We start from the raw sequence: 25,222 nt of genomic DNA, 5'->3' as shown, positions 1-25,222 counted from the left end.
TGCCGTAACATTATTGGTTTGGGCTATTCCGCGTTCGCTCGCCACTACTAGCGGAATCACTATTGTTTTCTCTTCCTCTGGCTACTTAGATGTTTCAGTTCACCAGGTTTGCTTCCTTGCGGATGATATATCTTCAATATACCGGGTTGCCCCATTCGGAAATTTGCGGATCAATTCACATGTGCTGATCCCCGCAACTTATCGCAGCTTATCACGTCCTTCATCGCCTCTGAGAGCCAAGGCATTCCCCATACGCCCTTAATTTGCTTATGATATTCAATTTTACCCCACAACGATATGGAGTAAAAACCTATTTTATTTTACTTTTATAATGTAGAAATTAATCTACGTTACTCGTTTAATCTTTTCAATATGTCAATGAACGTTTGTGTATAAATACACTCGTGGAGAATATCGGAGTCGAACCGATGACCTCCTGCGTGCAAGGCAGGCGCTCTAGCCAGCTGAGCTAATCCCCCATTTCAGAAATTTAGAAAATTAATTCAAAATTATGAATATGGAATATAATCCTCAACATCTAAAGTTTCCTAATTATTTTAAATGAACAAATGTGGCAAAACCACAAAAAAAAGTAGTCCCAGGCAGACTCGAACTGCCGACCTCTACATTATCAGTGTAGCGCTCTAACCAGCTGAGCTATGAGACTCTAAATCATTGAACAAAACCTCGCGGCTTCTCTTAATTGACAATTCTTAATATAAAAATAAATAAACACACTAACTAAGTAACTCTGCATTACATCACTCTTGTAGTTTCATTATTTCAGAAACTCCAGAAAGGAGGTGTTCCAGCCGCACCTTCCGGTACGGCTACCTTGTTACGACTTAGCCCCAGTTACCGGTTTTACCCTAGGCAGCTCCTTGCGGTCACCGACTTCAGGCACCCCCAGCTTCCATGGCTTGACGGGCGGTGTGTACAAGGCCCGGGAACGTATTCACCGCATCATGGCTGATATGCGATTACTAGCGATTCCAGCTTCACGTAGTCGAGTTGCAGACTACGATCCGAACTGAGATAGGGTTTGTAGATTCGCTCCTTCTCACGAAGTGGCTGCTCTCTGTCCCTACCATTGTAGCACGTGTGTGGCCCAGGACGTAAGGGCCGTGATGATTTGACGTCATCCCCACCTTCCTCACGGTTTGCACCGGCAGTCTCACTAGAGTCCCCGACATGACTCGCTGGCAACTAGCAACAGGGGTTGCGCTCGTTATAGGACTTAACCTGACACCTCACGGCACGAGCTGACGACAACCATGCAGCACCTTGCAAATTGTCCGAAGAAAAATCTATTTCTAGACCTGTCAAAATGCATTTAAGCCCTGGTAAGGTTCCTCGCGTATCATCGAATTAAACCACATGCTCCACCGCTTGTGCGGGCCCCCGTCAATTCCTTTGAGTTTCATTCTTGCGAACGTACTCCCCAGGTGGGTTACTTATCACTTTCGCTTGGCCACTCAGTACTCAATCGTACCGAACAGCTAGTAACCATCGTTTACGGCGTGGACTACCAGGGTATCTAATCCTGTTCGCTACCCACGCTTTCGTCCATCAGCGTCAATATATTGTTAGTGATCTGCCTTCGCAATTGGTATTCTATGTAATATCTAAGCATTTCACCGCTACACTACATATTCTAACCACTTCACAATAATTCAAGACTAACAGTATCAATGGCAGTGCCGGAGTTAAGCCCCTGCATTTCACCACTGACTTATTAGCCCGCCTACGGACCCTTTAAACCCAATGATTCCGGATAACGCTTGCACCCTCCGTATTACCGCGGCTGCTGGCACGGAGTTAGCCGGTGCTTATTCTTACGGTACCGTCAACTCTCTACACGTAGAGAGATTTCTTCCCGTACAAAAGTAGTTTACAACCCATAGGGCCGTCTTCCTACACGCGGCATGGCTGGATCAGGCTTGCGCCCATTGTCCAATATTCCTCACTGCTGCCTCCCGTAGGAGTCTGGTCCGTGTCTCAGTACCAGTGTGGGGGATCTCCCTCTCAGGACCCCTACCTATCGTAGCCATGGTGAGCCTTTACCTCACCATCTAGCTAATAGGACGCATACTCATCTATTACCGTAACCTTTAATTATTAAATCATGCGACTTAATAATACTATGAGGTGTTAATCCAAATTTCTTCGGGCTATACCTCAGTAATAGGTAGATTGTATACGCGTTACGCACCCGTGCGCCGGTCGCCATCATCTAGCAAGCTAGATATGCTGCCCCTCGACTTGCATGTGTTAAGCCTGCCGCTAGCGTTCATCCTGAGCCAGGATCAAACTCTTCATCGTCGAATCTTTTTAAAGATCATTTAATATATGATGCTTTTTAGAAACTACTTAATTAGCATTGTGCTTATCTATATTTATTATATAACTATTGTTATCACTCTAAAGTGATAACTTTAATTTGTTCTGTCAATCAATATCTCAATGAACATCTTCAAAATCTAAAACTAAAATCTTACAGCAAATCTTCACGATTTCATTGTTGATTTTTTAGCCTTTTTGAAGAACATTTGCCTTGTTAAACATATACCTGTTTTCCTTAGCGGGTGCAAATATACAGACACTATCTGTTACCAACCAAACTTTTTAATGAGAAAAAATGAAAATAAATTGAAGTGAAAAACAATAAGCTCATTTACAGCTATTTAATGTTGAAAATTATTTTGTGCCCTAATCAAATAATCCTCCAAACCCTACCTACGCCGCCTTCGCCTCGGCAACAACATTATAACTGCTCCATAAATACCTGTACCCTCAAACATTAAAATAGCCGAAAACAATTGCTAAAACCAGGTATGAAGCGTCTTTTTATTAAATGGTACTACAGCTAGAAGGTGAAAAAATTACCTCGGCCACACATAGCTACTCATTACAAAGGCCATTTATACTCTTCTACATTTTTCTTAACGATGCATCCACACCAACTAACAAGGTAGGTAGCTTCCTTAACTCTATTAAACAATTGAAAAGATGCTGGCTTGGAAATCAGACGGTATTACTACCTCTTAAAAAAGGAAACGGCTACAGGAATAAAAGGACCTGTATAGAAACTCTCTTGGCGTGTCAGAAAACCTTTGGTTATTCTAAATACTTGGAAAATAAAAACGATCCCTCTATCTAAAAGTCTGATAACTGGTCTTCTCGTTTTTTAAACTTATAAGGGTGTCTTAAGTACGCTTTCGCGAAAGCGTAACCCTGAGCATAATTCATCCTAAAATATTCTACTGCGATATGAGCTAGCAGCGCGCCACCTGAAAGCATAGCAAACAAAGGAAATAAAGAAACCGTTACAAATCGAGACACATACCAACTGGCAATCGAACCAAAAATCATGCTTACCGCACCTACAAAGGCACTCGCACTACCAGCGCGCTTGGTAAACGGATTCAAAGCAAGAGCAGTAACATTTGGGTTTTGAAAACCTATACACATCATCATCGTAAATAAAGTAGGATACACCACCCAAAATACGGGAGTAAAATTCCAAACGTAGATAAAACCAAAACCAGTAATCAAGACCAGTAACAAACTGACCACATAAGTTATTTGAAATGTAGTGAATCGAGTAAGGGCAAGTCTATTCAACTGGCTACCGGCTATAAGTCCGGCTGCATTACTACCAAAGATATAAGCAAAGTTTTCTTGACTCATATCAAAGTAATCCATAAAGATAAATGGCGCGGCAGCTACATAACCCAATAACAACCCTATCACAAAACCGCGAGCTGTGGCAAATACAAAAAAATCTCTGTGTTTATAAATAGCTATATATTCCCGCAATACAGGAATAGGGTGTAAACTGGTCGCTCGATTTGGTTTAGAGCTTTCTGGGAGTACAAAAATGACATTGAGCAACATCAAGGTAGCAAAGCCTGCTAATCCATAAAAAATCATTTCCCAATGATAATACTCGATCACAAAACCACCAATGGTAGGGGCTATAATAGGAGCAATTCCCATGATTAGCATTAAAGTAGAGAGCACATCTGCCACCTTTTCTTCATCAAATAAATCCCTAACTATAGCCTTACTAGCGACCATTCCCGCACAAGCCCCAAGTGCAGTAAAAAACCTCAAAATTGCCAAAGAGGTCACATCCCAAGCATAAGCACTCAAAAGACTAGTGACTATATATAGGACCAATCCAAACATCAAAGGCTTTCTTCTACCGAATCGATCCATTAATGGGCCATAAGCTAACTGTCCTAAACCTATACCTATAAAATAAGTAGTAAGCGTAATCCCTATAGCACTAGTGTCTACTTTAAATTCACCAGCAATTTGTTTAAAGGCGGGCAAATAGGCATCTATAGAAAATGGTCCTACCGCGATCAAAGTACCGAGAACGAGAATAATACTCACCCTACGCCCTTTACTCATTTTATTTTTTTCCACCCACTTTACTCTCATATCGCAAAACTACGTTTTAGCATAATCTTTATTTAGATTATTCACAAAGCTTTACCATTTAGTAACCCCTTATAATTTGTATTTTTAAACAAATTAATTTTCAATGAAAAATACCTTTTTAATTCTTTGTGTTATTGCCATCATAAGCAGTTGTAAAAAGGAAACTCCTACAGGTACTGATAAAGAAACAACAACACTTTCTACCGCTCAACGTCTTGCAAATACAGCCGGTCTGAAAAGCTGGAATGAGGTAGAAGAAATCAAATTTAGCTTTAACGTAGGTAAATCAGGTAAAACGGTATTGACCAGAAACTGGACTTGGAACCCTAAGACTAACAACGTGCAGTTGATCGCATTAGGAGACACCATTAATTACAAGCGCCATTCAAAATTAGACAGCCTTCAAATCAGTTCAGATCGCGCATTTATCAATGATGTGTATTGGTTGATTCCTGAATTTAAACTAGTATGGGATCAAGGAACAACGATTACTGAAAAGAAATCTCAAATGGCACCTATCTCTAAAGATACGCTGGATATGATTAGCATACTTTATAATAAGGAAGGCGGCTACACTCCTGGCGATGCTTATGACATATATTATGACGCAAACCACAAATTTAAAGAATGGGCCTACCGTAGAGGAAATGACAGCACGCCTTCTATGATCACTACCTTTGAAAAGTTTGAGACTATCGCAGGCTTTACTTTTGCCACAGATCACCGGTCCCCAGATGGTGCTACGAGCATTAATTTTACCGATATAGAAATTACTAAAACCAAGTAATGATTTTTAAAACAGACCGCAATTTTGCTTTAGAGTTAGATCGAGAAGATTCCTTGTCTCGCTTTCGCGAAAGCTTCTTCATTCCAAAACATACAGACGGAACAGAGTCCATCTATTTATGTGGCAATTCGTTAGGACTACAACCGCGTCAGACGAAAGCTTATCTCAATCAAGAACTGGATGACTGGGCACGACTGGGTGTAGAAGGACATTTTCATGCCGCAAATCCGTGGATGCCTTATCATGAAATTTTAACCGAAACTACCGCTCAAGTGGTAGGTGCAAAAGCTCACGAAGTAGTTATCATGAATACCTTGACGACTAACCTGCATTTAATGATGGTTAGCTTTTATCAACCTAAGGGCAAACGCACTAAAATCATTATCGAGGCCGATGCCTTTCCTAGTGACCGCTATGCGGTAGCTTCTCAGGTGCAATTTCATGGTTATGATGACAAGGAAAACATTATAGAGTGGGCACCGAGAGCTGGAGAGCACACTCCAAGAATAGAAGACCTGGAAAAGCTGTTAAAAGAACAAGGCGATAGTATTGCTTTGATCATGGTAGGTGCTGTAAATTATTATACAGGACAGTTTTTTGATCTTAAAAAAATCACCTCTTTAGGGCATGCAGCCGGAGCCATGGTAGGTTTTGACTGTGCGCACGGAGCTGGAAATGTAGATTTAGAGCTACACGAGTCAGGAGCAGACTTTGCCGTATGGTGTACTTATAAATATATGAACTCTGGACCAGGTAGTTTAGGGGGTTGTTTTGTACATGAGCGTCATGCTAACAATACAGACTTACCGCGATTTACTGGTTGGTGGGGTCATAATAAAGACACCCGTTTTAAAATGCGGGACGACTTTGAACCTATGCACGGTGCTGAAGGCTGGCAACTATCCAATCCTCCTATATTAAGTATGGTAGCGATAAGGGCCAGTTTAGACTTATTTGCACAAGCAGGTTTCGAACACCTTCGTGAAAAATCCATACAGCTTACTGGTTATTTGGAATACCTTTTAAAAGAACTCAAAGACGACCGTATTTCGATTATTACCCCTAGTACTCCTAAAGATAGAGGTTGCCAGTTATCACTAGCGGTTAAAAATGCAGATAAATCACTTTATGACGCCATAACTGCAAAAGGTGTCATTGCCGACTGGCGAGAACCAGATGTTATTAGAGTAGCACCGGTTCCTTTATATAATAACTATGAAGATTGCTGGAGATTTGTAGAAGTTTTGAAAAGCGAGTTGTAAGAGACTCCTTTTAAAACGTCCTAATACCTAATACTAATTTCTTAGTAATTACAAAATGAAAACAACTAATAAAAAAACTAAAGTACTCATCACAGGAGCTGGACTATGCGGCTCACTTTTAGGGTTGCGACTAGCGCAAAAAGGATATCAGGTAGATATACTAGAAAAACGTCCCGATATGCGCAAAGCAACTGTAGATGGTGGTCGTTCTATCAACCTGGCCCTTTCTGATCGTGGTCTGGCTGGATTAAAATTAGTGGGCCTTGAAGAAAAAGTACGCGAGTTATGTATCCCTATGAACGGAAGATTAGTTCACGATATAGAGGGCAATACATTTGCCTCTAACTACAGTGGCCGTGAAGGAGAATATATCAATTCGATCTCCCGAGAAGAGCTCAACAAACTTCTGCTGGACGAAGCTGATCAATACGATGATGTACAAATAGACTTTGATGATAAAGTAACTTCCGTAGATTTAAAAAATGCCTCTGTCACTTATCAAGATTCAGAAACAGAAACAGAGAAAGAATGGAAAGCTGATATTCTTCTAGGAACTGACGGAGCTGGATCTGTGGTGCGCAAGGAGATGATGAAACAACGCGACTTTTTGTTTTCTCACAGCATGAATTGGTTGCCTCATGGCTATAAAGAACTCAGTATCCCGGCTACTGAAGATGGAAAATGGCGTATAGAAAAAAACTTCTTGCACATCTGGCCACGTGGTGGTTTTATGTTGATCGCTCTGCCCAACCTCGACGGTAGTTTTACACTGACATTATTCATGCAATATGAAGGGGATGGACCTGCTTTTAATAGTATTACAACAGACTTAGAAATAAAAGACTTCTTCAACACCTACTTTAAAGATGTGGTAGAACACATTCCAGATTTAGTAGAGCAATACCATACTAATCCAGCACCACCACTAGGAACTGTGCGATGCTCCCCATGGACGGCTTATGGAACCAGTTTGATTATAGGTGATTCGGCACATGCCATTGTACCCTTTTACGGTCAAGGAATGAATGCTAGTTTTGAAGACGTAGTGGTTTTTGACCAGATGCTCGACCAAAACGAATCTTGGGCCGATGCCTTTACCGCTTTCTCCAAAAAGAGAAAACCAGATGCTGATGCTATAGCAGATCTTGCTCTAGACAATTTTGTAGAGATGAGAGATAGTGTAGCTAATCCTAACTTCCAGTTGAAGCGTCAGATTGAAATGCGATTAGAGTCCGCTTTCGCGAAAGCGGAATACCAATCTAAATACTCCTTAGTTACCTTCCCACAAGAAGGAATCAGCTACCGAGATGCAATGCTTAAGGGCCGTGCGCAAGACAAAGCTATATTATGGTTGTTAGAAAATGGCGCGATTCAAGTAGAAGATGATTTAAACGAATTGTTAAAGAAGATTAGATCGAAAACGGAGGAAGTTATCTGGTTGCGAGGATAATTAATCGTAGGATAAAGACCCAAAGGTTTGCGAAACCTTTGCGGTCTGCTGAAACTAATAAAGTAAAAATTGGAAAAATACGACCTTTTAGAACCTGATCAATTTTATCATATTTACAACCAAGGTAATAATGGTATCAACTTGTTCTTAAACGCAGGAAACTATTTATTCTTTTTACAACGATTTGAAAAGTATATTGTTCCAGTAGCTCATATTTATGCTTATGCATTAATGCCTAATCATTTTCATTTTCTAGTTCAAATAAAATCGAATTGTAATGAAAAGATAGCTTCTCAAGCGTTTGGAAATTTATTTAATAGTTACGCGAAAGCTTTTAATAAGCAACAAAAACGAAGTGGTAGCTTATTCAGAAGAAAATTTAGAAGAAAGAAAATTGAAAATCAACAATATTTAAACAACACGCTAATATACATTCATAATAATCCAGTAAATCATGGTTATTGCGATGACTCTATAGAATACTCATGGACTTCTTATCATGACTATTTATCTAACGAATCAACTTTTATTAACAAGGAAGTTGCTTTGAAGTGGTTTGATGGAGTTGAAGAGTTTAAGGAGGCTCATTGCTAATTAAATTTTAAAAACCTTTGGGGATGTTAACTTTAGGGTATTAAAACGCAAGCCGAATTAAAAATTATAAACTATTTTCATCGAGAAAAGATTTAGAATGAAATAAACCGCCAAACCCTAAAGGTTTTGGAAACCTTTGGGGTTGGCTAGTTAAAAGATAAAATAACAACAATGGCAGTATTAAAAGATAAAGCAAGACCTAGAGGTAAATACCCGCATATCAAACGTGTAGGCGATTTTTTATTTGTTTCAGGAACGAGTAGTCGTAGAGCAGACAATACTTTCGCGGGTGTGGAAGTGGACGAAATGGGAACCACCAGTCTAGATATCAAAGCACAAACCGCAGCGGTTCTGGAAAATATAGATGGGATTTTACAAACTGAAGGCGCCTCCTTAAAAGATGTTGTTGATGTGACTACCTTCTTAGTAAACATGAATGATTTTGGTGGTTACAATACTACCTACGGTGAGTTTTTTGACTATGATGGACCTACCAGAACTACTGTTGCTGTGCACCAATTACCACATCCTCATTTATTGATTGAAATTAAAGCGATGGCTTTTAAGCCTCTTTAATATTCCTTTTATAGAGTTTCGAGTTTTTAATTGCTAAAATCGTATTTTTCAAGCTCGTGAACAGACGTAATTTCATAATTAAAAGTACTAAAGCTGGTGTTGCCCTTTCCTTAGGAGCGACATTACTAGCTTGTGTAGACAAATCTCCTTCTACTATGACCTATAAAAAACAACCCATTGCCATATGCACTTGGGCGTTTACAAAAGCTAATGACGCTGCTGGAAAAGCCTTAGATAAAGGTGTTTCTGCTCTAGACGCTGCCATAATAGGTGTTGCTGTTGAAGAAGAAAACATTAAAAATACTACGGTAGGCAAAGGCGGTGCACCAGATCGAGAAGGTAATGTTACTCTAGACGCCTGTGTAATGGATGCTAATGGTGATTGCGGCGCTGTGGTTTGTGTAGAGAACATCACTAATGTTGCAGCACTTGCAAAAATCGTGATGGAAGAAACACCACACGTCATGCTCGCTTCCCAAGGTGCCGAAGAACTGGCCTATAAATACGGTTTTCAAAAAGAACAATTACTTACAGAGTCTTCAGAAAAAGCGTATCGAGCATGGCTCAAAGACAGCGAGTACAAACCTATCATCAATATCGAAAACCACGATACCATAGGCATGTTGTGTATGGATCAAAATGGCGATATTGCCGGTGCTTGTACCACATCTGGTCTTTCTTATAAAATGAAGGGTCGTGTAGGCGACTCTCCTATTATAGGAGCTGGATTGTTTATAGATAATGAAATAGGCGGTGCAGCAGCTACGGGTATGGGTGAAGAGATCATGAAAAATGTGGGTAGCTTTTTAATTGTCGAGCTTATGCGACAAGGTAAAAGTCCTCAAGAAGCTTGTGAAGAGGCTTTGAACAGAATCGTTTCTAAAAACGATCAAATAGACCACTTTCAAGTAGCCTACATTGCGATGAATAAAGCTGGTGAAACAGGTAGTTATTGCATACATCCAGGGTTTGCTCGAATGGAATATAAAAACTCTGTAAATACTAGAATAGAATCAAAGGCTTATTTAAAGTCATAAAGTCATTAATTGCAACCTATTTATATGAGTCATAAAAAAGATTATACGTCAGCCTTTGCCTTCTTAACCACCCTTTTCTTTATGTGGGGATTTATAACGGTATTAGTAGATGCGCTAGTACCGAGGTTAAAAGATGTGTTTGAATTAAGTTATGGGCAGTCTATAATGGTTCAGTTTGCGTTTTTTGGTGCATTTTTTTGCTTTGCTATTCCGTCTAGTTTTTTATTGGAGAAAATAGGCTATCAAAAAGGTATTGTTACCGGCCTAATCGTCATGGGAGTTGCTTGTTGCTTATTCTATCCCGCAGCAAGCTACCGACAGTTTTGGATTTTTATAACCGCCTTCTTCACATTAGCTGCTGGAATCACATTGCTGCAAGTTGCTGCAAATCCCTATGTAACGCTCTTGGGTGATGAAAAAACGGCTTCTAGCAGGTTGAACCTATCACAGGCATTTAATAGCTTTGGAACTCTACTCGCTCCTATAGCTGGAGCATTATTCTTACTGAGTGATAGCGTGATGTCAAGTGAAGGCATTTTAAAATTGTCAGATACCGATAAAATTACTTATTACGCTGGAGAGGCCTTAACAGTTCAGGAACCATTTCTTATCATTGCCGGTGTCCTCTTCACACTTGCCGCCATATTTGGCTTTACAAAACTACCTTCTCTCTTACAAAAAGCTCCTAAAGGAGGCTATTCTAAATTGCTATCTAACAAAAGATTTTTACTAGGCGTCTTAGGTATTTTTATGTATGTAGGAGCAGAAGTCTCTATAGGTAGCTTCCTAGTTAACTATTTTCAAGAATTAAACGTGATAACGACGATAGAAAATAGCGGCTTTTTAAGTAGCTTATCTTCTTTCCTTCTTATAGGGAAAGACATCAGCGAGGTAGATGCTAACGCTATTCTAGGTTCTTTTGTAACTCTTTATTGGGGTGGAGCAATGATAGGAAGATTTGTCGGAGCCTTTTTAATGAGGTTTATAAGCAGTGGTAAACTGTTGACGGTTTTTGGTATACTTGCTATCGCAATGATTTTGATTTCTATAGGCAGCACTGGCACTACAGCCATGTTTACTATACTGGCAGTAGGTTTATTTAATTCTATAATGTTTCCAACTATATTTAGCCTTGCTTTAGATGGCTTAGACAACTTAAAAGCTCAAGCTTCAGGTCTTCTTGTGATGGGAATAGTAGGTGGTGCGTTTATTCCAAAGTTAGTCGGTACTATAGCAGATGCTTTTGGTGCAGACGTTAATGGAAATGCTACTGGCACAGGTCTAAGTATTGCCTTTCTTGTTCTTTTATTGTGCTACGCATACATTGCTTATTACGGCTCAAGTAAAAGAAATGTGTAACTTAAAATTTAGCTAATAATTTAAAGCCATTGCAATTGTGATGGCTTTTTTTTTGCCGGTTGCCCAAGTAGCTGGTTAAAGTATGTAAGCCAAGGACACTGCATATAGGCAGCCTGATTAAGTAGCGTCCCTATAAGTTAATGATGATGATGTGGCTGCAGTTGGATAGTTGTTTCGCTTTCGCGAAAGCGGAACAATTAAAAAACCTTAACCATTTTCATGATTAAGGTTTACATAACAGCGTAAGCTTCTAATTTCCCAATAAGTTACTTCACTAATAATTTCTCTACATATTTCTGACCGTCCAAAACTACATTCACTATATAAGTCCCAGCAGCTAATTGGCTCGTATTAATAGTCAGCTTAGACAGGCCTTTAGTCTCTTGCGTACTTACAAGTTGCCCTAAAACATTATAAACACTTACCTGTGCATCAGAAGATTTAAGACCTAAATCTAAAGTCACAAAGTCCCCAGTTGCCGGGTTAGGATAGATTTTAATTGCTGTAGTATCCGTGATCACATCATCAACACCTAAAGTCGTGTTTTCAAATACAATTTTAAAGCGATCTGAGGCAATGCTTTGAGAATTAGCACCATCTACTGTAAAACTGTAGCTCGTGGACTGACCGTCGTTTAAAATAGTTCTAGTATTGTTTAAATTATCCACAAGAACCCCTTGAACTTGGCCTAAGCTAGTTGAAGCTACTTCAATAATGTAGTTGGTATTTCTATAGTTATTGTTAAATAATTGAAGTTCTTCTCCGTCAAACGGAAGCGCTCTGTTCTCTATACTCAATAAGGAACCACTAGAATGTTGTCTAGCCATGTTCTCATCGATATTGCTAAATTTAATTGCATCGCTATTATCAACACCATTATTAGAACCGTTTTCAAATCTAATCATCAATCCATCTATAGAGGATGTGGCAGATGCAGCACTTGTATTGTCAAATAAGGAAATCATTAAAGAGGCATTAGAATTAATTTGGTTTCTAAGACCAGATGGTAATGGAGTACTATTTGAGGTTCTGTTAAGAGTCACATTCCCGTTTGCGGTTCCAGAAGCAGCGATAAAAAAGGACTGCCCTGGTGTTATAGTGCCGGGAATCATCCTTGTATTAGGCACCTGTGCTCCTACAAAAGTGTTAGTAGCAAGGTCATAGGTTCTATAAACTCCCTTTTCATTTCCTAAGGGGTCCCATACATAGTAAAAATTAGGATCTACCGCAGTAAGGTTGTTGGAGTTATTATTTAAAAGCTCTCTTAACTGTGAAGCCAAATCTAAATTAGACTGATAAGGATTTCCTATCATCATATATTCTCCTGAGTTTAGCGCTATATCATTTACTGTTTTACTGCTGTTTTCTAAAGTCCCATTTGCTCTTAAAACGGTTTGTGAAGAAGCACTTGAATTGGAACTTAAATCGGTTTGCCTATCTCCTCTTACCAATACTCGGTAAGGCTTTCCAGCAGTAAGAACATCTTGTTGTTGATTGGTAGATGTTTGAGCTAACCAACTTTGATTAAGATTATTATACCCAAACATAGAAGCATTATTAGTAGATGTGGTATCAAAACCATTTGCAGCTCCACCTGCACCTGTAATATGAATACCTAATCCTACAATAAGGTTGTCTCCATTTTCTTGCCAGTTTTGATATATAGAACTGGTAGAGGTTACTGATGAAGATAAGAATCGGAATGATCTGCGGTTTTCAATAAAATTTTCTACATTAACACTTCCAGTAATATCTATAAAAGCACCGTCTATAACAGCTGTTTTATTGGCAGTCGATCTAAAAATCACAACAGCATTAGTTGCGTCAACAGTAGATGCTGAAATCGCATCATCATTAAACAACTTATTATTGATGATATAATTACCTTGTATTGTGAGGTTGGAGTTTTCAACTTCCAGAACTTCAAAGGATGCTTTATTAGAAAACCAAGCTATTGTATTTATGACTTCAGCAGCTTTGAAACTTGCTGTGCTATTCATGTTACCTTGATTATTTAACTTATTGTAAACAGATACATCATTAGTAAAGGAAACAGACACCGCCGGTGCTATTTTTATATTTTTCACGACAAGCTCGTTAGCATATACAATATCTTCCATTATTTGAATGCTGTGATTTCTTGTAGAGGGATTAGTTAAGTCACTTGGATCGTTAGGAGTCCATATTCCATTATCGTAAATAAAGTCCTTTTCTATTTTAATATCCACTGTTTCTACACCACTACAATTGCCGTTAGTAGTATAAGTTACTTGATAGGTTCCAAAAGGAGAGGCTACCACATCAACAACCCCTGTTAACCGATCTATCACAAGACCATTTGTTGCTGTAAAAAATCCATTTGAAACAGTAGTTGCACCTAACTGAGGTACTGCAGTTGTATCTTCTGGATAAAAAGACATTCTCTCATAACTAAATTCTGCCACATCTCCAGCAGTCATAGTCACCACAATTTCATTGGAGTAAGTTGCATTACCACAGGTATCACTTACTTTCTTGCGGAAAGTAGTTGTTGCAGATAATGGACTATCGAAGTCCAAAGTCTCATTATTTTCATTTACTAGGTCTACCCAGACTCCTGCAACATTTTGCTGCCATTGTTGAGTTAAACCATTATATAAGGTATTGGTATAATTTACAGTACCAAGAGCGTTAGGTAATTGACCTACACAAAACGATTGTGCACCATCTATAGAACCGGCATAAATTTGCTCGTTGCTATTAAAACTAATATCATCTACAAATCCTCTATCTAAATACTCAGAAACGTAGGCATCTTTAGCATATTCCCATTTGATGGTGTTCGTCCCTCGATCCAAAGGCAAAGTAACAGTGGCCCAATCGGTCTCCCCAGAAATTTGTCTTTCTAGGCTCCCATTTACATATACCTTTAAAAAGTCATAAGTAGCTTGAGAAGAGACTTTCCAATTAAAACTTACTTCTGTCATACAAGTAACTGTGGTACTGAAAGAAGAGGTTTCATCATCGTCTATAGATCCACTAGCAGCAGTATTCTGATTGGAATTACCCCAAGACCCTTGTGCTCCCCAAAAAGGAAGGTTACCCTCAGTTGTAAAAGTTCCGTTATAGCCAGTAGCATTTTCTAAAGAAGTTGTTGCGTATTGATAGGAGTAAGAAACGCTCATATTCATGTTGTCAGTACCACATCTCCGAGTTTGCGATTGAGACTCATGCTCTACAGCATCTGTAACTATGAAATAACTTATTTCTTGAACTCGACAGTCATCAACACCACTATCATAATTGCATAGATCACCCGTACTACCGCCGTTTCCGTTTCCGTTCCCGTTTCCGTTCCCGTTTCCGTTGCCATTTCCGTTCCCATAGCCATTTCCATTTCCGTTTCCGTTCCCATTTCCGTTTCCGTTCCCGTTCCCATTTCCGTTCCCGTTCCCATTTCCGTTCCCGTAACCGTTGGCATTTCCATTTCCATTTCCAATGTCGGTACTGTCGTCTTCCCAACCGTCAAATCTTGTGATAATTTGGGTAGTGGCTATATTGGTACGACTTCTTGTAAGAAAAATTCCAGCATGAGTCGTTACACCGTTAGATTCCTGAGTTATACAACCTGTTGCATCTTCAGTGGTATCAAAATCATCAGAAAGCCATCCGTTCCATGTATACTCTTCATTACCATTTGCATCTGGGCAGTCCCCATAAAAACTGGTTACATTACTCGTATAATCAATGTTTTGACTTATTACAGGCAACATTGAAAATAAAATTACTAATTGTAGAAATTTTCTCATAAACTGTTTATTTAACAAATATTCAATGTCATAAGAGTGCTGAATTGCTAACAAATTCTTCAAACAATCCTCTATACAATTATAAAGGGATTGTGCTTATCTAACACTATACACAAAACGTCGTTGAACGAGTAAACCTCCGTTTTAAACGAAAATATATGAGTTATCCAAAATAATAATGCTTATTTGTGATGTATGCATAGTAAAAATATAATATTAAAATGCGTTTTTTATATACATACAGAACTTAACCCTCCTACGAACAGCACTTTATATCGATAACTTTAAAAGTTCAATCGATAAAAAACAAATATTCAAGTTAAAATAAAACAGAAATACTATCGATGAAGTGTAAATATTATTAGTATTAATGTGCTAGCGGGGTATTTTAGGCGCTTTTTATGAGTAATCCAACAAATTTACCAGCAAGTTTAACAACAACCCCTTGATCATTTCAAGTTGGGACACTACTATCAAATGAACTAAAAAACTACACTTTTCAGTTTCTAAAACTCAGTTATTGATGTGATTGCATCTTATTTTATGCAAAGTCAAGAAGTACGTGTCACTACCCATTTGCTACCTATAAGCGCTTCAAAGACTAATAATAGAACTAGATAAATTAAGGGTATATGTGTACGCTATATTTTAAAAATTCTTAAAATCAGCTATATCACGAGCATAAAAAAAAGCCTGGTCTTGGACCAGGCTTTTAATTTATAATGTAGTGATGAGGCTATTTCTAACCTCCAAAGTCATCAAAACGTATATTCTCAGGGTCTACACCAAAGTCCTCTGCCATTTTACCTACAGCATTGTTCATCAATGGTGGCCCACAGAAATACACTTCTAAGTCTTCAGGAGAATCGTGTTTGTTTAAATATTGATCAATAACAACCTGGTGAATGAATCCGACAAATCCATCTCCTTCAGCATCCAGGTCTTCTTTTACTTTCCAATTATCTTTTTCTGCTGGTTCTGAAAGAGCTAAGTAGAATTTAAAGTTAGGAAATTCACGTTCTAAAGAACGAAAATGCTCAATGTAAAATAATTCTGCCTTGGAACGACCACCATACCAATACGTCACCTTGCGATTAGTTTTCAATGTTCTAAAAAGCTCATATAAGTGAGAACGCATTGGCGCCATTCCTGCACCACCGCCTACATAAAGCATTTCAGATTCTGAATGATTGATAAAAAACTCTCCATAGGGTCCAGAGACCACTACTTTATCTCCCTGTTTTTGATTGAAGATATAAGAACTTGCAATACCTGGATTAACATCCATCCATCCATTCTTTGCTCTATCCCATGGTGGAGTAGCAATACGCACATTCAACATGATCTCGCGACCCTCTGCAGGGAAAGAAGCCATAGAGTAGGCTCTTTCCACAGTTTCCGGATTTTTCATCACAAGTGGCCATAAATTAAATTTTTCCCACTCTGCTTTAAATTTATCTGGGGTATCGTGCTCTTCTGGGTGAGCTGTGATATCTATATCTTCAAATTTCACTTCACACTTAGGAATTTCGATCTGAATATATCCACCAGCTTCATAATGCATGTCTTCTGGAAGACGTACTACAAACTCTTTAATAAAGGAAGCAACGTTGTAATTACGAACTACTTCAGCTTCCCATTTTTTAATACCAAAAACTTCTTCTGGAATTTCGATCTTCATGTCCTGCTTTACTTTAACTTGACAACCAAGTCTCCATCCAGCAGCGATTTCCTTTCTTGTAAAGTGAGGTACTTCAGTAGGTAAAATAGAACCCCCACCTTCGGTAACGATACATTTGCATTGAACACATGTACCACCACCACCACAAGCAGATGGTAAGAATAATTTGTTATCTCCTAAAGTTCCTAGAAGCGTACTTCCAGAACCTGTAGTAATATCTTTTTCTCCGTTAACATTAATAGTAACCGGTCCAGAAGGAAGCAATTTAGATTTTGCTCCTAATAGAAGAGATACTAATAATAAAATAAGTGTCAAGAAAATTGCAACACTTGCTAAAACTGTAATCATGTTAGAATCCATAACGATGTTTTCTTTTTAAATTTCTATTCCCATAAAACTCATAAAACCTAAAGCCATAAGTCCTGTGATGATGAATGTTATTCCTAGTCCACGAAGTGGCGCTGGTACATTAGAGTAAGTAATCTTCTCACGTATTGCTGCAATAGCTAAGATCGCAAGAAAGAAACCTATACCACTTCCTATACCATAAGTCGCAGCTTCTGAGATTCCTGAAAAATCTTTTTGTTGCATGAATAACGACCCCCCTAAAATAGCGCAGTTTACAGCGATAAGTGGCAAGAAAATACCCAAGGCACCATATAAAGCTGGAGCAAAACGCTCTACTACCATCTCTACGAGCTGTACCATACTAGCGATTACTGCTATAAACATGATAAAACTAAGGAAGGATAAATCTATACTAGCATACTCAGCATCCAACCATACTAAAGCTCCTGGCTTTAATAAATAGGTGTCTAACAACCAGTTAATAGGCACGGTAATACCTAATACAAATACCACTGCAGCTCCAAGGCCTACAGCTGTCTTAACCGACTTTGAAACGGCTAAGTAAGAACACATACCTAAGAAATAGGCGAAAACCATGTTCTCTATAAAAATACTTTTTACAAAAATGTTGATTAAATCCATTTGATTCTATTTCTTAAAATTAATTTTGTTCAATTAATGTTCTGCTACGACTGCGTTGCACCCATATAATAAGACCAACTGTTATCAAAGCCATAGGAGATAACAACATTAAACCGTTGTTAGAATAACCAGCTTCATACCAAGCGTCTGGGATAATTTGGTAACCTAATAATTTACCAAATCCTAAAAGCTCTCTAAAGAAGGCCACTAGAATAAGTATAAAAGCATATCCAGCTGCATTACCTATTCCATCAAGGAATGATTTATAAACTCCATTACCTAATGCAAAAGCTTCTAAACGTCCCATTACAATACAGTTTGTAATAATCAATCCCACAAAGACCGATAGCTGTTTGGACACATCGTATGCGTAAGCTCTCAATACTTGATCCACAAGAATTACTAAAGCTGCCACTATTACTAGTTGCACGATGATTCTAATACGAGATGGAATCGAATTACGCAACATAGAAATAATCATGTTACTAAAAGCCATTACTGCCATCACCGCTAAGGACATTACAATTGCAGGTTCTAATTTAACAGTAATTGCCAATGCACTACAAATACCCAACACTTGTACCGTAATAGGGTTATTGTCTGTAAGTGGATCAGAAAGCAATTTTCTGTTTTTCTTACCTAGAAGGCCTTCTCTCTCATCAGTATCTGATAGAAAAAGAATCAAATCTTCTTTTTTGGTTAATTTTTTATTTTCAGCCATAATGGTTGTTTTTATATCGCTTTCGCGAAAGCGGAACTATAAACTAGTTAGACACCACTTTAACGTTAGTGTTATTTTCAAAATAAGGAAGGTAATTCTTAAGACGTTCTGTAATCATTTTGGTAACGCCGTCACCAGTAATTGTTGCTCCAGAAATAGCGTCTACTGCATTGTCATCTTTATTATCCCCTCCTTGATATCCTTTTTCAACAGAAACTCCAGTAAAGTCTCCAGAACTATCAAATATTTTTTCGTCATCAAAACTTTTCTTGAACCACATTTGAGTAATCTCAGCACCTAATCCAGGAGTTTCTCCTTTATGATCAAATACGGCACCTTTAATAGTATTCACGTCATCTTTAAGAGCTACATAACCCCATATAGCATCCCAAAGACCTTTACCTCTAAGTGGAACAATATAGTATTTAGAACCTTCCACATCGGCAACATAAAGTGGGAACGCTTGTTCAGCAAGAGGCTTCTTCAGTTCTTTTTTAAGTTCTATGTCAAAAGCATTTACGTCAGTTCTCTCATTACCTTTATTATCTAAAGCAATGCGTTGCACAATATATTTTTCAAAAGGCAAGGAAGCACTGTCTCTTGCCACCTCAATACCAACTGTACCGAGTATATTTTGCATTTTTTCGTTCTTTACATTCTCTGCTTGTGCCGGTTGTAATGAAGTAGCTGTTATAGCTAAAGCACTTGCAACTACCGCAATAAGCACTATCACAAATAAGAATGTATAAGCATTTGAATTTCTATCCATTTCTAAGCTGTTTGAAGTTGAGCCTTTGCTTTTGCTAGGCGTTTTTTACGTTTAGACACATTTCCTTGAATCACATAATGGTCAATGGTCGGAGCAAATACATTCATCAATAATATCGCAAGCATAATTCCTTCTGGATAGGCGGGATTAAATACACGTATCATGACACCGAAGAATCCACAAAGGAACCCATAAATCCATTTTCCTTTCATGGTCTGAGCAGCACTAACTGGATCAGTCGCCATGAATACAAGACCAAAGGCTAATCCACCTACAACTAAGTGCATGTACCAATCAAATTGCATTAAGGCATTAAGACCAAAAGCATTGAAAATTAATCCCATCACTGCCGCACCTGCAAAACCACTTAAAATGATTCTCCAGCTACCGACTTTAGTAAGTATCAATATTGCTGCACCAAGAAGCACTGCGATAGTTGATGTCTCCGATACAGATCCAGGTATAAAACCAGCAGCTGCATCAAAGAAACTATAAGCTACCGATTTGCCTTGTGCCAGTGTACCTAATATTGTTTCTCCTGAAATGCTATCAGTCGCTCCTTGGTGAACCCAAATAGCGTTACCTGACATATATAAAGGATATGCAAAAAAAGCAAAAGCTCGAGCAGTAAGTGCTGGGTTCAAAATATTCATCCCAGTACCACCAAAAGCTTCTTTACCTATCAAAACTGCAAAAGCCACAGAGATAGCCAGCATCCATAGCGGGATATCCACTGGAAAAATCATAGGAATTAACAATCCGGTTACTAAATAACCTTCATTCACCTCATGACCTCTGTAGATCGCAAAAATAAACTCAATGGTTAATCCTACTACATAACTCACAATAATTAACGGAGTCACTAGAATCGCACCTTCTATAAAAGCGTCCCAAAACGGTACATCTGTAACGTTTGCTAAGCCTAAATCTTGATACAGGTATTGAGCACCTGTATTCCACATACCAAAAAGAAGTGCCGGTATTAAAGCAAATACAACAGTAATCATCGTACGCTTTAAATCCACCACATCGCGTATGTGCGCTCCTTTTTTAGTGGTGTGATTAGGAGTGTATAAAAAAGTATCAAAAGCATTGATCGCTGGAGCAAATTTTTCAAATTTTTGCCCAGGTTCAAACGGCTTTCTTGCTTGGTCTAATTTGTTTCTAACCCATTTCATAATTTATCCTACTTCTGTTATCATTAAATCTAATCCTAGACGAATCACTTCTTGAGCCTCTAGTTTAGACGTATTTGTAAAATCAATTAACGCAAAATCTTCTGGGGCTACTTCGTAGATCCCTAAATTTTCCATTTGTTCAATATTTCCAGCCATACAAGCTTTAATAAGCTGCAATGGATATATATCCATTGGCAACATTTCTTCCATTTCTCCGGTCACAACTAGTGCGCGTTCTTCCCCGTTAAGATTGGTATCCACAGTGCGCTTTCCTCCTAATAATTTAGAAAAAGAGGTTCCTGCATTAGAGGGTACATTGTTACGTGTAAATGGCATCCAACCTAAGAAAGCGTATTCATTACCTTCTGGGATCAGAGTGAGCGTATTGTGATAGTAGTTTAAAAACTGATCATTGCTCAATTTATCTCCAGTTAACACATCACCTGAAATGATACGTGTGTGAGCTGTATCTACTGTTCCAGCTATCGTATTTGCTTGCGCACCTACTAAAGTTCTATAATATTTACGATCTGATTCTTTTGCATCAGTACCTACTAAGGCGACAGTTCTTTCTGGTTTAAATTCTCCAGTAAGAAAAAGATGACCTATTGTAGCTACATCTTCTGGACCTACCGTCCAAACGCGTTCTCCCATATTAATAGGATCAATCTTATGAATTTGCACACCAACGTTACCTGCAGGATGAAGTCCTTTCACGGTATGCACCTCAACATCTTCCACACCTTTAAGAGTAGAATCTTTGCCTACACAAAGATGTACCTTCCCACTGGTCAATTTGCTTAAAGCAGTAATACCAGCTTGAAAATCACCCATCTTATCTGCAAGATATACTTCTGGATCTCCAGCAAGTGGAGCCGTCGCGTATGCCGATATAAAAATAGATTTAGGGGTGTCTTCAGAGTTTGCTATGATGCTATATGGACGCTGTATAATAAATGGCCAGCACCCACTTTCTAACAATAGGTTTCGCACTTGATCTGCACTAGCAGTAGAAAGGTCGGTATTACCATGATGTATAGCCTCATTACTCGCGTTTGCAGTAATTTTTACTTCTAGAAGGCGTCTTTTTGCACCACGTAGGATTTCGGTGATAGTTCCACTCACAGGAGCAGCAAACTTTACCTTCTCATCATGCTTGGAATAAAAAATAGGTTCACCAGCTTTAACTGTTGCTCCTTCCTTAAGAATTAACTTAGGAACAACTGCATGAAAATCAGCAGGTTTTATCGCATAAATGGAAGACTGTGGAGCCGGGACAATATTCTTGTCAGCCTCACCTTTGAGCTTCAAATCAAGCCCTTTTTTTACTCTAATGTCCTTTGACATAGGATGTTATATTTAATCTTTTTTAAAAGTCTGCAAATTTACGCAATAAAGACTTGATAATATACTCATAATATTATTTAGATATGTTCTAAATAGATCTTTTTATTTGCTTTGGCATCGCTTTCGCGAAAGCGTAACTATTAAGAGCAATTCCACTATATTTATACCTAACTATCGCCTAGCTATGAAGTCGTACATTTTATTCTTTATTACAGTTTTATTCATCTTTTTCAATGTCAACTCTCAGACCGAAAAAGAACTGATTAATGATCCTGATTACATCAAATCAGTGACCTTTAATAAACCCCCAGAAAACATGCTGCCTGTATTCAAATTAGGCGATGCATTTGAAATGAGTTTTGATGATGTTATAGGAGATGAAGCTGATTATTATTATCAGTTTGAGCATTATGATTACGACTGGAAACCTAGCCAACTCTTTAAAAATGAGTTTCTCTTAGGAATCGATGACATGCGCATTTTTAATTACCGCAATTCATTTACCACTATCCAGCCTTATTCTCATTATGATTTAAGAATACCCAATCAGTTTACACAAGGATTTAAAGTGAGTGGTAATTACATGATCCATATTTATAATTCTGATCAAGAACTTGTTTTCTCTAGAAAATTTATGGTCTTGGATCAAAAATCTGTCGTAGGAGTAGAAATAAAACGCGCCCGTGATTTGAACTATGTGTTGACCCAACAACGTATTCAATTCTTTATAGATTCTAAAGAGATCAATTTTATAAACCCTAATGACCAACTTAAAATTGCTATTATCCAAAACAGCGACTTGAATACAAGCATCACCGATATAAAACCTCAATTCAATTTAGGAAACAAACAAGTTTACAGATATGACGAACAAACCTCTTTCTGGGCAGGGAATGAATTTCTCAACTTTGAGAATAGAGATTTTAGATCACCTAATATGAACATAGATTTTGTACGTAAAGAGGAATTGTACAACGCTTATCTATTTGTCGATGGCCCTCGTAAGAACCTAGAATACACCTTTAATCCAGACATTAATGGCAACTACCTGGTAACTACCCTTGATAATGAAGATAACGCCGTACAAGCAGAGTATGTCAATATTCATTTTGCCTTGGACACACAAGGCATACAATTGCCGCCTGATGCTAAAATCTATATCATGGGTAATTACAACGCCTTCCAACTCCAACCAGAAAACGAAGCTGTTTATAATTCCAAAACAGGAAAATACGAAGCGGTTATTTTATTAAAGCAAGGATTCTACAATTATCGCTATACGGTTGTTTACGACAACAGTTCTCAAGATCCAGGCTTTATAAGTGGCAATAAATGGCAAACAGAAAATCAGTATTCCGTGCTAGCTTATTACAGAGAGTTAGGTGGTAGGTACGATCAACTAATAGGTATAGGTGAGGCCAATTCTCAAAACATTACGAATTAACTACCTTTACCAGAGACCAACCATTATTCATGAAACCTACAACAAGATCGCTTATTGAATACAGAGGGGAGGAATGCCTCAACTGCTCTACACCACTTGATGTAGAAGATAAATACTGTCATCAGTGTGGACAACTCAATTCTAAGAAGCAACTGGCACTCCAAGATTTCTTTGGCGAGTTCTTTTCCAACATATTTTCTTATGACAGTCGCATCTGGCGCACGATCAAGCACCTTCTGTTCAAACCTGGTTACGTAAGCAGGCAATTTATAAGTGGTAAAAGATTGAGTTATACAAATCCCTTTCGCTTCTTTTTGAGTGTATGTATTGTTTTCTTTTTAATGCTACAATTAGAGAATTTTGTGAATATTTTTACCGAAGATCAAATAGAAAAAGCAGTCGCAGATGTCAAAAATGACGATGCTGATATCAATTTCGGTAACGGCTTAGTTTTAGTTGATCAGGATGATAAAAAAAATAACGGACAACTTACTCAGGAAGAGCTTCAAGAAATTGAGGAAAAACCTATTGTGGGCAATTATATAGCAAAACAAATACGCAAAGGGCAAGCAGCAGCTATGGCAGCAGATAGCCTTGCGGTAGAACAATCAAAAAAAGAAAAAGACCTCTCTAAAAACGAGCTTACACAAAAAGACATGGACAGTCTAGGTACTCTAAACTCCTTTTTTAAACAAATAAAGTTTTATCGTGACTTTTACGAGGAACATAAAATCGCAGATCCAGCAACAGCGCTGGCACAAATGAAACACAATAATACTTTGTACAATAAATCCATTTATGAAAAGGTGCTATTGATACAAAATATAAGCTCTGACCCTCATATTTTAGTCGATATTATCTTACCTAAACTACCTGTGTTTCTATTTCTATTTACACCTGTCTTAACTTTATTTCTTTGGTTGCTCTATGCTCGCAGGAAATTCACTTATATGGAACATTTGATTTTTGCGTTTAACACCTTTACGTTTACATTTCTATGTATGATTCTTATGATGCTGATAAAATGGTGCAGTTTGGGTTATGTCAACCTCACTCAATTCTTTTTCTTGTTTATAGGTCCGTTTTACCTGTATAAATCTCTGCGTAATTTTTATGGACAAAGACGGTTTAAAACCATCATTAAATTTCTTTTAGTAAGCTTTATATTTGTCGTGGGACTATTGTTAGGAGTTAGTTTATTACTTTTGATAGGAATTGTACTTTATTAAATTATGATACAACAGGTTACAAGAGGTATTAAAATCTCGGTACAAACGAGTTTTGAAGGTACATTTTATAAAAATTATAAGATGCGCTTTGCCTTTACCTATGTCATCACTATAGAAAATCAGAGCAAGGATTACGTCCAACTCAACACCAGACACTGGCGTATCAAAGACAGCTTAAGTCGCACAGAGCACGTTGATGGAGAAGGCATCATAGGTAAAAAGCCGGTTCTTAAACCTGGGCAGTCGCATAGCTACCAAAGTGGTTGCTTACTTAGCTCTCCATTTGGCAACATGAGTGGTTTTTACAATATGGTTAACTTCACTACTTCTAATCAATTCAGTGTTATTATCCCTGCTTTTAAACTCAGCGCTCCTTTTGCGCTGAATTAGATTTCAAGAATCTGTATTTATATTTTATTAAAAAATAGTAGTTGATTATCAACCTGCTTCCCTTTAAAAGTGCCGCTTTCTTTTCACCTACTCTTCTAGATTAAGATTACTTTACCAAAATAGAATTCAAAGTAATGCTAGATTATTTGTAATTTCACCCACGAATTAAAA

18 protein-coding genes, 2 tRNA genes and 2 rRNA genes (1 of these 22 running past the window's edge) are annotated in these 25,222 nt (G+C 38.1%); 10 read left to right on the top strand and 12 right to left on the bottom strand.

Annotated features, from left to right (window positions below; all coding sequences use genetic code 11):
* The 5 genes from CW736_RS06560 to CW736_RS06535 form a co-directional block, all read right to left on the bottom strand.
* A 23S ribosomal RNA gene (locus tag CW736_RS06560) occupies window positions 1-273 on the bottom strand (it extends 2,546 nt beyond the left edge of the window).
* 132 nt (window positions 274-405) lie between these two features.
* Window positions 406-479 (bottom strand) — tRNA-Ala (locus tag CW736_RS06555).
* Between the two features lie 114 nt (window positions 480-593).
* A tRNA-Ile gene (locus CW736_RS06550) sits at window positions 594-667 on the bottom strand.
* A 129-nt stretch (window positions 668-796) separates the two neighbouring features.
* Window positions 797-2,322, bottom strand: a 16S ribosomal RNA gene (locus CW736_RS06545).
* Together the 16S and 23S rRNA genes with 2 tRNA genes alongside form the textbook arrangement of a ribosomal RNA operon.
* Window positions 2,323-3,156: 834 nt before the next feature.
* Complete coding sequence (locus CW736_RS06535; RefSeq protein WP_101013207.1) at window positions 3,157-4,449, bottom strand: multidrug effflux MFS transporter; 1,293 nt, start codon at window positions 4,447-4,449, stop codon at window positions 3,157-3,159.
* A 103-nt stretch (window positions 4,450-4,552) separates the two neighbouring features.
* Here CW736_RS06535 and CW736_RS06530 point away from each other — a divergent pair, with 103 nt between their 5' ends.
* The 7 genes from CW736_RS06530 to CW736_RS06500 all read left to right on the top strand — a co-directional run bounded on the left by CW736_RS06530 (window position 4,553) and on the right by CW736_RS06500 (window position 11,514).
* Window positions 4,553-5,236, top strand: coding sequence for a selenophosphate synthetase (locus CW736_RS06530; RefSeq protein WP_101013206.1), 684 nt, complete (start codon window positions 4,553-4,555; stop codon window positions 5,234-5,236).
* A complete protein-coding gene (gene kynU, locus CW736_RS06525; RefSeq protein WP_101013205.1) occupies window positions 5,236-6,498 on the top strand; it encodes a kynureninase in 1,263 nt (420 codons plus the stop codon). Before CW736_RS06530 ends, kynU begins: the two co-directional genes overlap by 1 nt.
* 55 nt (window positions 6,499-6,553) lie before the next feature.
* Entirely contained in the window at window positions 6,554-7,948 is a 1,395-nt protein-coding gene (locus tag CW736_RS06520) for an FAD-dependent oxidoreductase (protein ID WP_101013204.1), read from the top strand.
* A gap of 69 nt (window positions 7,949-8,017) precedes the next feature.
* Entirely contained in the window at window positions 8,018-8,542 is a 525-nt protein-coding gene (locus tag CW736_RS06515; protein ID WP_232735435.1) for a transposase, read from the top strand.
* A gap of 171 nt (window positions 8,543-8,713) precedes the next feature.
* A complete protein-coding gene (locus CW736_RS06510; protein ID WP_101013203.1) occupies window positions 8,714-9,118 on the top strand; it encodes a RidA family protein in 405 nt (134 codons plus the stop codon).
* A gap of 56 nt (window positions 9,119-9,174) precedes the next feature.
* Window positions 9,175-10,155, top strand: a complete 981-nt coding sequence (locus tag CW736_RS06505; protein WP_101013202.1) for an isoaspartyl peptidase/L-asparaginase family protein — start codon at window positions 9,175-9,177, stop codon at window positions 10,153-10,155.
* Between the two features lie 24 nt (window positions 10,156-10,179).
* Entirely contained in the window at window positions 10,180-11,514 is a 1,335-nt protein-coding gene (locus CW736_RS06500) for a sugar MFS transporter (RefSeq protein ID WP_101013201.1), read from the top strand.
* A gap of 266 nt (window positions 11,515-11,780) precedes the next feature.
* Here the strand turns inward: CW736_RS06500 and CW736_RS06495 are convergent, their stop codons facing one another.
* The 7 genes from CW736_RS06495 to CW736_RS06465 form a co-directional block, all read right to left on the bottom strand.
* Window positions 11,781-15,302 carry a T9SS type A sorting domain-containing protein gene (locus CW736_RS06495; RefSeq protein WP_101013200.1) on the bottom strand — a complete coding sequence of 1,174 codons (3,522 nt, stop codon included), beginning with the start codon at window positions 15,300-15,302 and terminating at the stop codon, window positions 11,781-11,783.
* A 742-nt stretch (window positions 15,303-16,044) separates the two neighbouring features.
* A complete protein-coding gene (nqrF, locus tag CW736_RS06490; RefSeq protein ID WP_101015055.1) occupies window positions 16,045-17,331 on the bottom strand; it encodes an NADH:ubiquinone reductase (Na(+)-transporting) subunit F in 1,287 nt (428 codons plus the stop codon).
* A gap of 27 nt (window positions 17,332-17,358) precedes the next feature.
* On the bottom strand, window positions 17,359-17,973 hold the full coding sequence (gene nqrE / locus CW736_RS06485) for an NADH:ubiquinone reductase (Na(+)-transporting) subunit E (protein WP_101013199.1): 615 nt from the start codon (window positions 17,971-17,973) through the stop codon (window positions 17,359-17,361).
* A gap of 19 nt (window positions 17,974-17,992) precedes the next feature.
* On the bottom strand, window positions 17,993-18,694 hold the full coding sequence (locus CW736_RS06480) for an NADH:ubiquinone reductase (Na(+)-transporting) subunit D (protein ID WP_101013198.1): 702 nt from the start codon (window positions 18,692-18,694) through the stop codon (window positions 17,993-17,995).
* 43 nt (window positions 18,695-18,737) lie between these two features.
* Window positions 18,738-19,463, bottom strand: coding sequence for an NADH:ubiquinone reductase (Na(+)-transporting) subunit C (gene nqrC / locus CW736_RS06475; protein ID WP_101013197.1), 726 nt, complete (start codon window positions 19,461-19,463; stop codon window positions 18,738-18,740).
* Between the two features lie 2 nt (window positions 19,464-19,465).
* Entirely contained in the window at window positions 19,466-20,641 is a 1,176-nt protein-coding gene (locus CW736_RS06470; RefSeq protein ID WP_101013196.1) for an NADH:ubiquinone reductase (Na(+)-transporting) subunit B, read from the bottom strand.
* Between the two features lie 3 nt (window positions 20,642-20,644).
* A complete protein-coding gene (locus tag CW736_RS06465; RefSeq protein ID WP_101013195.1) occupies window positions 20,645-21,988 on the bottom strand; it encodes a Na(+)-translocating NADH-quinone reductase subunit A in 1,344 nt (447 codons plus the stop codon).
* A 184-nt stretch (window positions 21,989-22,172) separates the two neighbouring features.
* On the opposite strand from CW736_RS06465, the gene CW736_RS06460 reads away from it, so the two are divergent.
* The 3 genes from CW736_RS06460 to apaG are packed head-to-tail and all read left to right on the top strand — an operon-like array spanning window position 22,173 to window position 25,051.
* Window positions 22,173-23,432, top strand: coding sequence for a DUF5103 domain-containing protein (locus tag CW736_RS06460; RefSeq protein WP_101013194.1), 1,260 nt, complete (start codon window positions 22,173-22,175; stop codon window positions 23,430-23,432).
* Between the two features lie 29 nt (window positions 23,433-23,461).
* Complete coding sequence (locus CW736_RS06455; RefSeq protein WP_101013193.1) at window positions 23,462-24,661, top strand: DUF3667 domain-containing protein; 1,200 nt, start codon at window positions 23,462-23,464, stop codon at window positions 24,659-24,661.
* A gap of 3 nt (window positions 24,662-24,664) precedes the next feature.
* The gene (gene apaG / locus CW736_RS06450; RefSeq protein ID WP_101013192.1) at window positions 24,665-25,051 is read left to right on the top strand and encodes a Co2+/Mg2+ efflux protein ApaG; all 387 of its coding nucleotides are present in this window, start codon (window positions 24,665-24,667) and stop codon (window positions 25,049-25,051) included.
* Window positions 25,052-25,222: the final 171 nt, after the last annotated feature.

Origin of the sequence: Nonlabens sp. MB-3u-79, assembly GCF_002831625.1 — a bacterium.
GTDB lineage: Bacteria > Bacteroidota > Bacteroidia > Flavobacteriales > Flavobacteriaceae > Nonlabens.
This window is presented reverse-complemented; position numbering and strand designations above follow the sequence as displayed.